General features: G+C 65.3%; 14 protein-coding genes and 1 tRNA gene. 10 read left to right on the top strand and 5 right to left on the bottom strand.

Translation table 11 applies throughout. The features are described 5' to 3' along the window. Positions 1–456: cytochrome P450 (locus K940_RS0121650; protein WP_028479165.1), on the top strand; the 456-nt coding region annotated here is incomplete at its 5' end. Between the two features lie 15 nt (positions 457–471). On the opposite strand, the gene K940_RS0121645 is transcribed toward K940_RS0121650, so the two are convergent. From K940_RS0121645 to K940_RS29890, 5 genes are all read right to left on the bottom strand, one after another. Beyond that, positions 472–978 carry a GNAT family N-acetyltransferase gene (locus K940_RS0121645; protein ID WP_051407441.1) on the bottom strand — a complete coding sequence of 169 codons (507 nt, stop codon included), beginning with the start codon at positions 976–978 and terminating at the stop codon, positions 472–474. Positions 979–1,143: 165 nt separating this feature from the next. After that, on the bottom strand, positions 1,144–1,428 hold the full coding sequence (locus K940_RS0121640; protein ID WP_028479163.1) for a hypothetical protein: 285 nt from the start codon (positions 1,426–1,428) through the stop codon (positions 1,144–1,146). Positions 1,429–1,667: 239 nt separating this feature from the next. Continuing rightward, positions 1,668–1,743, bottom strand: a tRNA-Arg gene (locus K940_RS0121635). 109 nt (positions 1,744–1,852) lie between these two features. Beyond that, a complete protein-coding gene (locus K940_RS0121630; protein ID WP_028479162.1) occupies positions 1,853–2,578 on the bottom strand; it encodes a DUF305 domain-containing protein in 726 nt (241 codons plus the stop codon). Continuing rightward, a complete protein-coding gene (locus K940_RS29890; RefSeq protein WP_036529827.1) occupies positions 2,578–3,444 on the bottom strand; it encodes a DUF3105 domain-containing protein in 867 nt (288 codons plus the stop codon). The genes K940_RS0121630 and K940_RS29890 overlap by 1 nt, the downstream gene beginning before the upstream one ends. Positions 3,445–3,538: 94 nt before the next feature. Here K940_RS29890 and argS point away from each other — a divergent pair, with 94 nt between their 5' ends. The 9 genes from argS (at position 3,539) to prmC (ending at position 15,077) form a co-directional block, all read left to right on the top strand. Beyond that, positions 3,539–5,197, top strand: coding sequence for an arginine--tRNA ligase (argS, locus tag K940_RS0121620; protein ID WP_028479161.1), 1,659 nt, complete (start codon positions 3,539–3,541; stop codon positions 5,195–5,197). 34 nt (positions 5,198–5,231) lie between these two features. Beyond that, a complete protein-coding gene (lysA, locus tag K940_RS0121615) occupies positions 5,232–6,653 on the top strand; it encodes a diaminopimelate decarboxylase (protein ID WP_028479160.1) in 1,422 nt (473 codons plus the stop codon). Continuing rightward, the gene (locus tag K940_RS0121610; RefSeq protein WP_028479159.1) at positions 6,650–8,005 is read left to right on the top strand and encodes a homoserine dehydrogenase; all 1,356 of its coding nucleotides are present in this window, start codon (positions 6,650–6,652) and stop codon (positions 8,003–8,005) included. The genes lysA and K940_RS0121610 overlap by 4 nt, the downstream gene beginning before the upstream one ends. Beyond that, positions 8,002–9,096 carry a threonine synthase gene (gene thrC, locus K940_RS0121605; RefSeq protein ID WP_028479158.1) on the top strand — a complete coding sequence of 365 codons (1,095 nt, stop codon included), beginning with the start codon at positions 8,002–8,004 and terminating at the stop codon, positions 9,094–9,096. Before K940_RS0121610 ends, thrC begins: the two co-directional genes overlap by 4 nt. Positions 9,097–9,121: 25 nt before the next feature. After that, entirely contained in the window at positions 9,122–10,075 is a 954-nt protein-coding gene (thrB, locus tag K940_RS0121600; RefSeq protein WP_028479157.1) for a homoserine kinase, read from the top strand. A gap of 321 nt (positions 10,076–10,396) precedes the next feature. Beyond that, on the top strand, positions 10,397–12,490 hold the full coding sequence (gene rho / locus K940_RS0121590) for a transcription termination factor Rho (RefSeq protein WP_028479156.1): 2,094 nt from the start codon (positions 10,397–10,399) through the stop codon (positions 12,488–12,490). Between the two features lie 259 nt (positions 12,491–12,749). Then, positions 12,750–12,968, top strand: a complete 219-nt coding sequence (gene rpmE, locus K940_RS0121585; protein ID WP_028479155.1) for a 50S ribosomal protein L31 — start codon at positions 12,750–12,752, stop codon at positions 12,966–12,968. Positions 12,969–13,060: 92 nt separating this feature from the next. Continuing rightward, positions 13,061–14,131, top strand: a complete 1,071-nt coding sequence (gene prfA / locus K940_RS0121580; RefSeq protein WP_028479154.1) for a peptide chain release factor 1 — start codon at positions 13,061–13,063, stop codon at positions 14,129–14,131. Positions 14,132–14,177: 46 nt separating this feature from the next. Next, on the top strand, positions 14,178–15,077 hold the full coding sequence (gene prmC / locus K940_RS29885) for a peptide chain release factor N(5)-glutamine methyltransferase (RefSeq protein WP_051407465.1): 900 nt from the start codon (positions 14,178–14,180) through the stop codon (positions 15,075–15,077). Positions 15,078–15,093 lie beyond the last annotated feature (16 nt).

Genomic DNA, 15,093 nt, shown 5'->3' with positions numbered 1-15,093 from the left:
GTGTTGGCGTTGTTGCGTAATCCGAGTGAACTGGATGCCTTTCGTGCGGACCCGGGCCGGGCCGACGCCGTGGTCGAGGAGACACTGCGCTACGACCCGCCGGTCCAGATCGTGTCGCGCATCGCTGCGGAGGATATTCCGGAACTGCGCGTCGGGGCCGGCGATTGGGTGCTGTTCGCAGTCGCCGGGGCCAATCGTGATCCGGCGGAGTTCGTCGATCCCGATCGGTTCGATCCGATGCGGGAGAACCTTCATCACTGTGCTTTCGGGTTCGGTTCTCACTTCTGTCTCGGGGCGCCGCTGGCGCGTTTGCAGGCACGGGTGGCATTGACCCGGTTCGTGCAACGGGTCGAGTCGCCGAAGTTGGTGGTGGACCCGCCGCCGTATCGGGAGCATGTCGTGGTGCGCGGGCCCGCTCATCTGCAGCTCGACTTCGCGGAAATCTCACCCCGGTGACCAGAGCCGAGAGGCTCACAACTCCAGTGTCATGAACACGAGGTGGGGGTCTTCGGTATATTCGCCGAAAGGCGGGCACTGCTGGAAGTCGTGGCGCTGGTAGAGGCGTATGGCAGGCCGATAGTAGTCCGCCGAGCCGGTTTCCAGGCTCAGTCGGCGGTATCCGCGATTACGGGCGATCGCGATGATATGGGTGAGCAGTGCTGAGGCAATGCCTCGTCGGGTGTACCCGGCGGCGGTACGCATCGACTTCACTTCGGCGTGTTCGGGGTCGAGAGTCTTCAGTGCACCACAGCCGACCAGGGTGGATCCCTCCCACACGCTCCAGATGGTGACCGAGGGGTCCCGCAGTGCTTCCGGGGCGAGGGCGTGCACACTGTCCGGGGGTGAGTTCGCGGCCATGTCGGTGAGGTGTTCGGCAAGAAAAGCCAGCATCTCGGGACTGGTCAGGTCGTCCACCTCGAAGCGAAGCGCTTCGGTCCGGATCTCTTCGGTCCCTGCTCGCGTGGTGTGCTCCGTCATCGGACCATCATCGTATGGCAGCAGATTCGACGTCGATTGTGCTGTACTGCGCGACTCTTGCCTGCCCCTCGGCGCGTAGAGGTTCCGTGTTCAACAGCGAGCTACCGTGTGATCGCACTTCCGGTCTGCGATTTCATCGCATTCAGGCGCTTTACTCGCTCGGCCTTACTGGGCGTACTCATCGTGAAATAGATACCGATGAGGCCCCGGGCCGGGGGTCGCCCGCGGCTGTCGATGTTCCCACACCACCAGTGCCAGGAAATAGCCGATCATGAACACCTCCATTGCCAGGAGTGCCACCAACCACGACGGTATGTCGATGTCGTACCTACCGCTCGACCAACCTCCTGCGGCCCCGAGGGTGAAGGTCATTGTCAGCACGGGAAGGTAGTAGGTGAGAAAGAATTTACATTGCGTGGCCTTGAACCGGTCGAGCGTCACCACGAGCATTGCAAGCACGCCTTCCTGCAGGCGGTGGCCTGAGCGGTGGAGGCGCAAGCGCCACCACCCAGGGGCAGAAGAACCCGCCGCCGCAGCTGGTTTCGTACGACTGCGTGAGATAGCCGTGCCCCCCGTGTGCCTCGAGCAGCCGCTGAAAGCGGTGAATTGTGGGTTCTCACGGTCAAGTGACCGGACCGTCTGTAAGGCATGAAAAAGACCACCTACCAAGGAGTTCGGTAGGTGGTCTTTGGTGCCCTCGGCAGGATTCGAACCTGCGGCCTTCTGCTCCGGAGGCAGACGCTCTATCCCCTGAGCTACGAGGGCGGGATAGGACTCAATCGGGGCCGGGCGGTGACCCGATCGGGCGGAGTCAGCTTATCGTATCGGTGGCCGTCCGCCAAAAGGGCGCGTCGCGGCCCCGCGAGCCCTTCGGTCACCCCAGAGGGAGGGGAGAAGCCCCACGCGTTGCGAGCATCGTCGTCATCAGTTCCGATTCGCCCCGCTGAGTTTCGGACATGGTTTCGGCAATGGTGCGGATCGCCGTGGTGTCGGCGTGTTGGATTGCGTAGTCGATCATCGGCAAGCCGCCCTCGTGGTGGCGCAACATCAGCTGCAGGAACAGGGTATCGAGTGCCGGTCCGCTGGCCTGACGCAGTGCGGCGAGATCGGCGGCCGAGGCCATGCCGGGCATGTCGGCTACCGGGCCGGACATGTGTGGCGCGCTCATTGTGGCATGGTCGGGTCCCGACATCGGTTCGGTCATCCAGCCCATGAACCCGTTCACGGTGTGCGTGGGCTCGTCCCAGAGTTGCAGCCAACCCTGCATGCGGCCGATTTGGTTCTGTTGGGTGGTGAGAATGTCGTAGGCAAGGCGTCGTATCTCGCTGTCGGTGGAGCCGATGAGTACCACTCCGGCCATTTCCACGGCTTGGGCGTGATGCGCGGACATGTCCTGGCTGAATCCGACGTCGGTGGCGCTCGGCTCGGGCTCGGCGGAGTCGTTGGCCAGCCGCTGCGCCAGCACGCCGATCCCAACACCGATCAAGACCGCGCCGATTGCGCCCAGGATCAGCAACGCAGTGCTCTGGCGACGGACTTGCTCCCGCAGACTGGGTGGCGCGGTCGAGGTCGGGTCTGCCAGATCGGGATCGGTCGACATCACTGTTGTGCCTCCACAGTCGGCTCGGCCAGGGCGGGTACGTCGGGACCATCCGGTAGGCGTCCGGGCATGCCGCCGGCCTCGGACTGGATTTGCCGGCCCTCGCCGTCCATCGGTACCGCATCGGGACCGGGTGGCGTGGGGTCGAACGGCGGCGGGTTTTCGGTATCGAAGACGATCGTCGAACAGTCCGCCCCGACCTCGGGGTACGTGTAAGGATTGAGCCGTAGCGCAGCGATGAACCGGCCGACCCGCTTGTCGTCGGGGTCCTCGAGCTTCAACTGGTGTCCCCAGGACTGCAACGACACCGCGGCGTCCTGCTCGGGGTAGGGCGACATCATTGTGTAGGGCTTTCCTTCGACCCGTGCGCGCAGCGTGTCGATTCCCTCGGCACTCACCATGTCGGGGTTGTAGGTGATCCAGACGGCGCCGTGTTCGAGCGAGTGCACGGCATTCTCCGCTCGGATCGGTTCGTCGTAGATCACGCCGGTGCAGGTCGCCCAGGATTGATCATGCGGTCCACCGAACGGTGGCGCCTGGTCGTAGGCCACCCGTTGCTGTGGTCCGACATGCAGACCAGCGGGGTACTCCTTTTTCACCACGCCCTCGATCTCGTCGGAGGGATCGTTGTTCTGCGCGCTCGGAGTGTATTGGTCCAACTCCGCCTTCTCGCGGAACTTGGGGACCAAGTAGTAGGTCAATGCACCGATCAATGCGATGATGACCACGGCCGCGCCGATGGTCAGCCAGGGAATTTGTCGGTTCTTCCTCGGGAATCGACCTCGTCCGCCCCCTCCGCGGGGAGCCGACAACCTCGCCGCGGCCTTGGCGGCCTCGGTGGATCTTCTGCTCGGATTGTTCGGCATTGCTCGTTGTGCTCTTTCGATGTGCTGGATCTCCGCTGGCTGCGCAGTGCCCACCCAGAGGCGTACACCCGCCGAGACCATAGGATAGTGACTCGTGACTCCCGCTGACCTTGCAGATCTCCTTCGAGCGACCGCAGCGAAGGTGCTCGTCGAACATGGACTGGATCCCGCAGTCCTGCCCGACGACGTCACGGTGGAGCGTCCGCGAAACCCCGAGCACGGCGACTACGCCACCAACGTAGCAATGCAAGTGGCCAAGCGCGCGGGGACCAAGCCCCGCGAGTTGGCCACCTGGTTGGCCGCCGCGCTGGCCGGCGCGGACGGGGTCGCTGCAGCCGAAGTCGCTGGGCCGGGGTTCTTGAACATCCGCCTGGCCGCCGCCGCGCAGGGCGCGATCCTCGAGCGTGTACTGGCCGCCGGCTCCTCCTATGGCACCACGGATGCGTTGAGGGGCAGCCGAATCAACCTCGAATTCGTGTCGGCCAACCCCACCGGTCCAGTGCACCTCGGCGGCACCCGATGGGCATCGGTCGGCGACGCGTTGGGCCGCATCCTGGCCGCGCAGGGCGCCGACGTGGTCCGGGAATACTATTTCAACGATCATGGGGCGCAGATCGATCGGTTCGCCGCTTCGCTGGTCGCGGCTGCGATCGGGGCGCCGACGCCGGACAACGGCTACGCCGGCGCCTATATCGGCGAGATCGCCGGCACGATCGTCGCCGCCCGTCCGGAGGCAGTGCACAAGCCGGAGGCCGAACGCCTCGAGGTCTTCCGCGCCGAGGGCGTCGAGTTGATGTTCGCGCACATCAAGGAGTCGTTACACGAGTTCGGCACCGACTTCGACGTCTACTTCAATGAGAGTTCGTTGTTCGCTTCCGGGGCTGTCGAACAGGCTGTGGAGCAGCTGAAGCATTCCGGCGATCTGTACGAGAAAGACGGCGCGTGGTGGATTGCCAGCTCGGAATATGGGGACGACCAGGACCGGGTGGTGATCAAGAGCGACGGCAAGGCGGCCTACATCGCCGGTGACATCGCATATTTCCAGAACAAGCGTGGGCGCGGATTCGATCTGTGTATCTATATGCTCGGCGCCGATCATCACGGCTATATCGGCCGATTGAAGGCTGCTGCGGCGGCCTTCGGTGACGACCCGGCGACCGTCGAAGTATTGATCGGGCAAATGGTGAACCTGCTGCGCGACGGAGTCGCGGTGAAAATGAGCAAGCGAGCCGGCACAGTGGTGACTCTCGATGACCTGGTCGAGGCCATCGGCGTGGACGCGGCGCGTTACGCGCTGGTTCGTTCGTCGGTGAACTCGAGTATCGATATCGACCTGGACTTGTGGGCGAGTCAGAGCACGGAGAACCCGGTCTACTACGTGCAGTACGCGCATGCGCGGACCGCGTCTATCGCACGTAATGCCGCCGAGTTCGACTTCGCTGCGGTCGCCGCGGACCTCGCGCTGCTGTCGGAGGAGGAGGAGGGCGAGCTGATTCGAACGCTCGGCGACTATCCCCGAGTGGTGGCCGGTGCCGCAAGCCTGCGCGAACCGCACCGGGTGGCCCGATATCTGGAGGAGTTGGCCGGCGCCTACCACCGTTTCCAGACCAACAAGAACTTGCGAGTCCTGCCACAGGGCGACCATCCCGTTTCTGCAACGAACGCCGCTCGGCTGGTCCTGGTCAACGCCACGCGCCAAGTCCTGGCCAATGGTCTGGGACTACTCGGTGTGAGCGCCCCGGAGCGGATGTGACTCGGGGTTCGACCAGCTCGAGGAAGGGAGCATCATGAGCGCGCACCCCGCCGGTCCGCGGCACGCCGAACTGTCGCATGCGCCGAATCTGCCACAGCGTCCACGGGACCCGCGACAGCTGATCGATCTGCCCACGAATGTGTGGCCGCGCAATGCCGTTCGCGAGACCGATGGCGTGGTCCGGTTGGCCGGCGTACCGGTGGACGAACTGGCCGCCGAATTCGGCACGCCGCTGTTCGTGATCGACGAGGACGACTTCCGGTCTCGCTGCCGGGACATGGTCCGTGCATTCGGTGCGGATGCGCGGGTCCATTACGCCGCCAAGGCATTTTTGTGTGGCGAGGTCGCACGCTGGATTCGGGACGAGGGGCTGTCGCTGGATGTCTGCTCCGGTGGTGAACTCGCGATTGCCCTCCATGCGGGCTTCCCCGCGACTCGGATCGCCCTGCACGGCAACAACAAGTCGATCCCCGAATTGGAAGCCGCGGTCAGCGCCGGTGTGCGCCATATCGTGGTCGACTCGCTGATCGAGATCGAGCGTTTGGATGCGGTCGCACGTCGTGCGGGGGTAGTACAGGATGTATTGGTTCGGGTCACGGTCGGGGTAGAAGCCCATACGCACGAATACATTTCGACCGCGCACGAGGACCAGAAGTTCGGCTTCTCGATCGCGGGTGGAGACGCGTTGGAGGCGCTCACCCGGGTCTTCGACGCCGACAATCTGCGGTTGGTCGGACTGCACAGCCATATCGGTTCGCAGATCTTCGAAATCGACGGTTTCGAAATTGCCGCGCGGCGTATGCTCGGTTTGCTGCGTGAGGCAGTGGACAAATTCGGTGTCGAACGCACTGCCCAGATCTCCATTCTGGATCTCGGCGGCGGCCTCGGGATTTCCTATGTTCCGTCGGATTCTCCACCAGCGCTGGACGAGTTCGCCGACAACCTCCGTGGGCTGGTTGCCGTCGAGGCCGATCGTGCAGGCCTGCCCATGCCGACGATCGCGGTGGAGCCGGGTCGCGCCATCGCCGGCCCGGGCACGGTGACGCTGTACGAGGTGGGCACTGTCAAGGATGTTTCGCTGGACGGTGGCCTGCATCGACGATACGTCAGCGTCGATGGCGGTATGAGTGACAACATCCGACCAGCGCTGTACCAGGCCGACTACGATTGCCGCTTGGTTTCACGGTCGTCGGACGCCCCGCCGCTCGTCGCGCGCGTGGTCGGAAAACATTGCGAGAGTGGCGATATCGTGATCCGCGACACCTGGATACCATCCGATGTCGGCCCCGGCGACCTGGTGGCCGTCGCGGCCACCGGCGCGTACTGCTATTCGATGTCGAGCCGGTACAACCAGTTGACCCGCCCGGCGGTGGTTGCGGTGCGGAACGGACAACCACGACTCGTTCTGCGCCGGGAGACGGTGGCGGACCTGCTGAGCTTGGAGGTGGAATCGTGACGGCGAACGCGAAGAACGGTGTCTGGGGAGCCGATCGTCCGATCGGGGTCGCTGTTTTGGGAATGGGCAATGTCGGCGCCGAGGTGGTGCGCATCCTGCGCGAACATGCCGAGGACTTGCGTGCCCGTGTCGGCGCTCCGCTGGTGCTGCGTGGCGTGGCCGTCCGCGATCTGGGTCCCGACCGGGGCGTACCTCGAGACTTGCTGACCACCGATGCCGACGCCCTCGTCGCACGCGCGGATGTCGATCTGGTGGTCGAGGTGATCGGCGGCATCGATCCACCGCGTCGGCTCATCATGGCGGCGCTGAACGCGGGCAAATCCGTGGTGACCGCCAATAAAGCGCTGTTGGCGGACTACACCGGCGAACTCGCCGCGGCTGCCGAGCACAGTCGCGCCGACCTGTACTTCGAGGCCGCGGTCGCGGGCGCCATCCCGGTGGTCCGCCCGTTGATCCAGTCGCTGGCCGGGGATCGGGTCAACCGGATCGTCGGCATCGTCAACGGCACCACCAACTTCATCCTTTCGGCGATGGACGAAACCGGCGCGGAATATTCGGACACATTGGCCGAGGCCACTCGCCTCGGGTACGCCGAGGCCGACCCCACCGCCGATGTGGAAGGTTTCGACGCTGCGGCCAAGGCCGCGATCCTCGCGTCCCTGGCATTCCACACGAGGGTCACCGCCGCCGACGTATACCGAGAGGGAATCTCCCGAATCACCTCGGAGGACCTGGAGACCGCCTCGGCGCTCGACTGTACGGTCAAGCTGCTGGCGATCTGCGAGCGTGTTTCCGCCGGTCCCGGTGAGCCGAGCCCTGAAGACGGCGGCAAGGAGCGTGTCTCCGTGCGCGTCTACCCGGCGCTCATCCCACGCAGACATCCCCTGGCCGCAGTGACCGGAGCCTTCAATGCGGTCGTCGTCGAGGCGGAGAACGCCGGACGGCTGATGTTCTACGGACAGGGCGCCGGCGGTGCGCCGACTGCCTCTGCCGTGCTCGGTGACGTGGTGATGGCAGCGCGGAACAAGTTCTACGGTGGTCGCGCTCCGGGTGAATCGGTTTATGCTGAGCTACCGATCGCACCGATTGGTGATACGCCCACGCGTTACCACGTGAACCTGCAGGTCGAAGATCGTCCTGGGGTACTGGCCAAGGTAGCGGGCGAATTCGCCGACCACGGGGTGAGTATCTCGACCGTCCGTCAAGAAGGGCACGGCTCGGGTGCACGCCTGGTCGTGGTGACCCACCACGCGGAGGAGTCGGCGCTCGTGGACACCGTGGCCGCACTAGCTGAAATGACATCCGTCACATCCGTGACCAGCGTCTTGAGATTGGAAGGCACCGAAGAATGAGTACGATGGGCGTCGCGCCCCAGGCAGGAGTGCACTCCCGCTGGCCGGGGGTGATCGCGGCCTATCGCGAGCGACTCGCGGGCGCTGCCGACTGGGAGCCGGTCACTCTGTACGAGGGCGGCACGCCGCTGGTGCCTGCGCCGCACCTGTCCGAGCTGACCGGGTGCGTGGTGTATCTGAAGGTCGAGGGACTCAATCCGACCGGTTCGTTCAAAGACCGCGGCATGACGATGGCCATGACCGACGCCAAATACCGTGGTCAACGGGCGGTGTTGTGTGCGTCGACCGGCAATACCTCGGCCTCGGCTGCGGCATACGCCACCCGCGCCGGTATGAACTGTGCGGTGCTCATTCCGCAAGGCAAGATCGCGATGGGCAAACTGGCGCAGGCGGTCATGCTCGGTGCGAAGATCATCCAGGTTCAGGGCAACTTCGACGACTGCCTGGAACTCGCCCGCAAGGTCACCTCCGACTTCCCCAGCATCGGTTTGGTGAACTCGGTGAATCCGGCGCGGATCGAGGGACAGAAGACCGCGGCCTTCGAAATCTGCGACGCGCTCGGCGCGGCGCCCGATGTCCATGCACTTCCGGTCGGTAACGCGGGAAATATCACCGCTTACTGGCGCGGCTACCGCGAGTACTACGCGGACGGCGTCACCAATGGGCTCCCCCGGATGCTCGGTGTCCAGGCTGCGGGCGCGGCTCCCTTGGTCGAGGGCGCACCGGTGGCGGAGCCGGAGACCATCGCGACAGCTATCCGGATCGGCGCGCCTGCGTCCTGGAACGGCGCCGTCGAAGCCAAGGAACAGTCCGGCGGGGTATTTCGCGCCGCGACCGACGAAGCCATCCTCGAGGCGTACCGCTTGGTCGCGGCGACAGAAGGAGTCTTCGTCGAGCCCGCATCGGCTGCCAGTGTCGCTGGGGTGCTCGCCGCTCGCCGGGAGGGTTGGCTGGATTCGGGGCTCACGGTGGTGTGCACCGTGACCGGCAATGGTCTCAAAGATCCCGACACGGCATTGTCGGGAATGCCTCAGGTGCAGGCGATTCCGGTCGACCCGGTTGCGGTCGCCGCGGAACTGGAGCTGGCCTGAGTTGAATTCGAGCGACAGTCAACTCATGAGCACCCGGCTGCCTGCTGATCTCGCGGTCGCGGTGCGTGTGCCTGCGTCCACGGCGAATCTTGGTCCCGGGTTCGACTCGCTCGGTATGGCACTGGGCATCTACGACCGGATCGATGTACGCACCACCGATTCCGGACTGGCGATCCGGGTCGAGGGGGAGGGCGCCGACGAGGTGCCGTGGGACCCGACGCACCTCGTAGTACGCGCGATCGAGCGCGGACTGGAGGCTGCGGGAGTGGCGGCCGCGGGTCTCGATGTGGTGTGCCGCAACGTGATTCCGCATTCGCGTGGGCTCGGCTCGTCGTCTTCTGCGGTGGTCGGCGGTCTGGCCGCGGGGTGTGCACTGGCTGCGAAGCTGGACCCGAAATTGGCTGTGCCGACCGAGCAGTTGATTCAGCTGGCCTCGGAGTTCGAAGGTCACTCCGACAATGCTGCGGCAAGTGTGCTCGGTGGGGTGGTGGTGTCGTGGACCGAGTCCGATGCCGCCGATGCCGAGGTGTCGGCGGAGCGTTCGGGCAGCCCCTGCTACCGGGCGATCCGACTCGAAGCGCATCCCACCCTACGTCCGGTTGTGTTGATCCCCGAGCAGTGCTCGTCGACCGCACATACCCGGGGTTTGTTGCCCGAGGTCGTGCCGCACCGTGACGCGGCCTTCAACGTCAGTCGCGCCGCGCTGGCAGTAGTGGCGTTGACCCAGCAACCCGACTTGTTGATGCCCGCGACCGCTGATCGTCTGCATCAGACCCAGCGTGCTCCCGCGCTACCGTTGACCACCGCGTGGATCGCGCGTCTGCGCGCGGCAGGGATCGCGGCAACGATTTCCGGTGCAGGTCCGACCATCTTGGCATTGGGCACGAGTGAATTCCCGTCGGAATTGCGCGAACTCGCGGTCGCGGACGGCCTGCGTGTGGTGGAGCCGGGACTCGCCGAGGGCGTCCTCGTCGACTGATGGCGCGTCCACCTTGCCGAGATTCGCAATGGGCGGCTATCCTTAGCAGGTCCGTACATCGTGCGTATCAGACGCCGGTGCTTCATCAGGGCAATCGCTCCAGCAGGCTCGGTCCTCCAGGCCATGGGGGTGCTGCGCAGCCACGCAACTGGAATGATCACTCCCACCTTTCACCATTGGTGGAGAAGCCGCCGGTCCGGCGGAGCAGGTGATACGGCACAGAGCGCCCGGACGGACGCAATCCCAGTCCGGAAGAATGCCCGGGCTGCGGGACGAACCCTCGAAACGGCACACGGCAGTCGAGGGAAGGAAAGGATTTCCGTGACAGATACGGACCTGCTCGCGACACCCGGGGTGGAACCGAACCCGTCGGGCAACCGCGAAAGTGAATCCGGACAGATTTCGAAGATGAGCGAACACACCGACGTCGCACGATCGGGGCTGACTGGAATGTTGTTGCCGCAGTTGCGCGCGCTGGCCGGGGAGCTCGGTATACGAGGCACCTCCGGGATGCGCAAAGGCGATCTGATCGCCGCCATCAAGGAAAACCAGGCCAGACAACCGGTGAGGGCGGAAAGGTCCGCCAAGGGTGAGGAAAAGTCCACGGTAGCCGCCAAGGCCGACGCGCCCGCCAAATCCGCGGCCCAGGCGAAGACCGCAGCCCCTACGAAGGCTGTTGGCGCTGCGAAGGCCGAGGGCTCCGCGAAGGCCGAAGGCGCCGCGAAGACCGAAGGCGCCGCGAAGACCGCAGTCCCTGCGAAGACCGAAGGCGCCGCCGGGTCCGAGGCTCGCGCCGATGCGGCCGAGGCCAAGGCCGAGCAGGCGGTCCTCGACATGACACCGGCCGGGTCGGACACGGCTGCGGTCGAGGTGCGGGCGACCCGCGACGATTCCACTTCGGTCGCTACGCCTCCTGCCGGATCTGCGCCCGCCAAAGCGCCCGAAACTGCTCGGACAACCGAGATCGCCGAGGAGCCCGCCAAGGAAGGTGGGCAACGCGGCCGGGGGCGTCAGCGACGGGGGCGTGATCAAGCGCGTTCCAGCAGCGAGACCACGCCTGCCGAGACGCGTGGCGAGGAGGCCAAGCAGGAGGCCGAGCAAGGCGGCGAACGCCGTCGGGAGCGCGGTCAAGGCTCCGGCGCGGGTGGCCGCGGCGGCGACGACGAAGACGGTGGCCGCGGTCGGCGCGGTCGGCGCTTCCGGGAACGGCGTCGGGGCCGCGACCGTGACAGCAGCGGCGAGTCCCGCGAAACGGAGATCCGCGACGACGACGTGCTGCAGCCGGTTGCGGGCATTCTCGACGTGCTCGACAACTATGCATTCGTTCGGACCTCGGGCTACCTGTCCGGGCCGAACGACGTGTACGTCTCGATGAACTTGGTTCGCCGCAACGGCTTGCGCCGCGGTGACGCGATCACCGGTGCGGTGCGTGCTCCGCGTGACGGCGAACAGGGGAATCAGCGGCAGAAGTTCGATCCTTTGGTGCGGTTGGACACGGTCAACGGCGGCGATGTCGAGGCCACCAAACGCCGCCCGGAGTTCGGCAAGCTCACTCCGCTGTACCCGAATCAACGACTGCGGCTCGAGACCACACAGAACAAGCTGACCACGCGGATCATCGATCTGATCATGCCGATCGGAAAGGGGCAGCGTGCGCTGATCGTGTCGCCGCCGAAGGCTGGCAAGACCACGATCCTGCAAGACATCGCCAACGCGATCGCGACCAACAATCCCGAGTGCTACCTGATGGTCGTGCTGGTCGACGAGCGTCCCGAAGAGGTCACCGACATGCAGCGTTCGGTGAAGGGCGAAGTCATCGCCTCGACATTCGATCGCCCGCCGTCGGACCACACCTCGGTTGCCGAACTCGCCATCGAGCGGGCCAAGCGTTTGGTGGAGATGGGCAAGGACGTCGTCGTGCTGCTCGACTCGATCACCCGCCTCGGCCGGGCGTACAACAATTCCTCGCCGGCGTCGGGCCGAATCCTTTCCGGCGGCGTCGATTCCACCGCGCTGTACCCGCCGAAACGGTTCCTCGGCGCGGCGCGCAATATCGAGAACGGCGGCTCGCTGACGATCATCGCCACTGCCATGGTGGAGACCGGATCGACCGGTGACACAGTGATCTTCGAAGAGTTCAAAGGCACCGGCAACGCGGAGCTCAAGCTGGATCGCAAGATCGCGGAGCGGCGGGTGTTCCCCGCAGTGGACGTCAATCCGTCCGGTACCCGCAAGGACGAGTTGCTGCTCAGCCCGGACGAGGCCGGGGTCTTGCACAAGCTGCGCCGAGTACTGTCCGGCTTGGACTCGCACCAAGCGATCGACCTGCTGATAGATCGCCTGAAGAAGTCCAAGAACAACCTCGAGTTCCTCATGCAAGTGAGCAAGAACACCCCTGGCGGGATAGACGAATAGGCTCGTCCGGCCACACCTCCGAAAAGGCCCCGCGTATGCGGGGCCTTTCGTGTCGGGGCAGCCGCGAGCTCTGCGCGTGCCCGGCGGAGTCGGGAACAACCCGCATGCGGGAGATGTTTTGAGGGGGTAATGACGGTTCTGGCATACTCGAACGTCGTTGCGTCTGCTCGGCCGAGCAGACTTCCCGCCTAGTCGGTTCCGGTTCACGCTCTGCGCGCATGTGTTGGGCGACCCGGCGACCATATTCGAGAGGACACCCATGAAGGCAGGAATTCATCCGGCATACGTCGACACCACTGTCGTCTGTGGCTGCGGCAATACGTTCCAGACCCGCAGCACCAAGGAGTCGGGGCACATCACGGTGGAGGTCTGCTCGCAGTGCCATCCGTTCTACACCGGTAAGCAGAAGATCCTCGACACCGGAGGTCGTGTGGCTCGCTTCGAGGCTCGCTACGGCAAGCGCGCCGGAAAGAAATAGCTTCCGCGCCGACGCCCGGTCCTGCTGTGCGGGCCGGGCGTCAGTGTCTGTACGGGGTTCCACCAGGGCAGCTACCAGAGGAATGAAGCATCGTGACGCACCCGTCCGCCATCGACGACATTCTGGCCGAGTACGCCGGCCTGGAGACGCAGTTGGCCGATCCGGCGTTGCACAACGATGCGGGCGCTGCGCGGCGAGTCGGCAAGCGGTTCGCCGAACTGGCGCCAGTGATGGCTACCTACCGCAAGCTGGAGCAGGCTCGGGGCGATCTGAGCGCCGCTCGGGAACTCGCCGTCGACGATTCCGCCTTCGCCGCGGAGATACCCGCACTGCAACAGCAGGTCGAGGAATTGGAGCATGTCCTTGCCGACTTGTTGGCTCCGCGCGACCGGCATGACGGCGACGATGTCGTCCTCGAGGTGAAGTCCGGAGAGGGCGGCGAAGAGTCCGCGTTGTTCGCCGCGGATCTGGCACGGATGTATATCCGATACGCCGAGCGCCGCGGCTGGAAGGTCGAGGTCCTGGACGTCGCGCCGTCGGATCTCGGCGGCTACAAAGAGGCGACGCTGTCGATCCGAAGCCGCGATGCCGCGCGCGACGGTGTATGGTCGCGATTCAAATTCGAGGGCGGCGTACACCGCGTGCAGCGTGTCCCGGTGACCGAGTCACAGGGCCGAATCCACACCTCTGCGGCGGGCGTGCTGATCTACCCGGAACCCGAGGAGATCGAAGAGGTGCAGATCGATGATTCCGATCTGCGCATCGACGTCTACCGCTCATCCGGTAAAGGCGGCCAGGGGGTCAATACCACCGACTCCGCGGTCCGCATCACGCACCTGCCGTCCGGCATAGTCGTCACCTGTCAGAACGAGCGCTCCCAGCTTCAGAACAAGATCCGGGCCATGCAGGTGCTCGCCGCCCGGCTGCAAGCACTGGCCGAGGAACAAGCCGATCAAGAGGCAGCCGCCGACCGGGCCGGGCAGATTCGCACCGTGGACCGGTCGGAGCGGATCCGCACCTACAACTTCCCAGAGAATCGGATCACCGACCATCGGATCGGCTACAAGGCATACAATCTCGATGCCGTACTCGACGGCGACTTGGATGCATTGCTGGACGCACTGGGGAAAGCGGATCGTGACGCACGAATGGCCGCGGAATGAGCACGATGCGGGCAGAGTCCGTGCCACGCCCCCGGCTCAGCTCCGGTTGCGTCCGGCGATCGACGACGCCATCGAAACATTGCGTGCGTCCGGGGTGCCCAGTCCGCAGGCCGATGCCGAGCAGTTGGCCGCCCACGTTCTCGGCATCACGCGGACCAGGCTGGCGCTGACCGCGCATCTGTCGCCGGGCGAGCTGGCCGAATTCCATGAGTTGATCGCCAGCCGGGCGCGACGAATCCCGCTGCAGCACTTGACGGGAACAGCGCCGATGGGCGAACTCGACATCGCGGTCGGGCCGGGCGTGCTGATACCGCGCCCGGAGACCGAACTGCTGCTGGCCTGGGCGCTGGAGGAGCTGAAGATGCGCCGGCGTGAGCGCCGGCCGATCGTCGTGGATCTGTGCGCCGGATCGGGAGCACTGGCATTGGCCCTCGCGCACGCATGCCCCGACGCCGAGGTCCACGCTGTCGAGGTGGACCGCGAAGCGTTGCGTTGGGCGCAACGCAACGCCGATGACCGCGTCGCGGCGGGCGACACACCGATCACACTGCACGCGGCGGACGTCACCGATCCCGAGCTGCTGTTCGACCTCCGTGGCCGGGTCGACGTCGTCGTGTCGAATCCGCCCTATATCCCGCAGGATGCTCGTCTCGAGCCCGAGGTGGCCGAATACGACCCGCCCATCGCTCTGTTCGGTGGCCGGGACGGGCTCGATGTCATTCGTGCAATGATCCCCAACGTCGCCGCTTTGCTGCGTGACCGCGGTGTCGTTGCGATCGAACACGATGATTCCCAGGGGGCCACGATGACGGCGCTCATGGCCGAGCGCGGTGATTTCACCGACCTCGTCGAGCATCCGGATCTTGCTGGGAAGCCCCGCTTCGTCACGGCGTGCCGGGTTACGCGACACAGGGGATCCGACACCGGCCGGTACGGCGTGCGGTGACCGCCGACGGACATGC

It is taken from the genome of Nocardia sp. CNY236 (genome assembly GCF_000482385.1).
Taxonomy (GTDB): domain Bacteria; phylum Actinomycetota; class Actinomycetes; order Mycobacteriales; family Mycobacteriaceae; genus Nocardia.
Note: the sequence above shows the minus strand (reverse complement) of the source record. Positions and strands in the feature narration are given on the sequence as shown.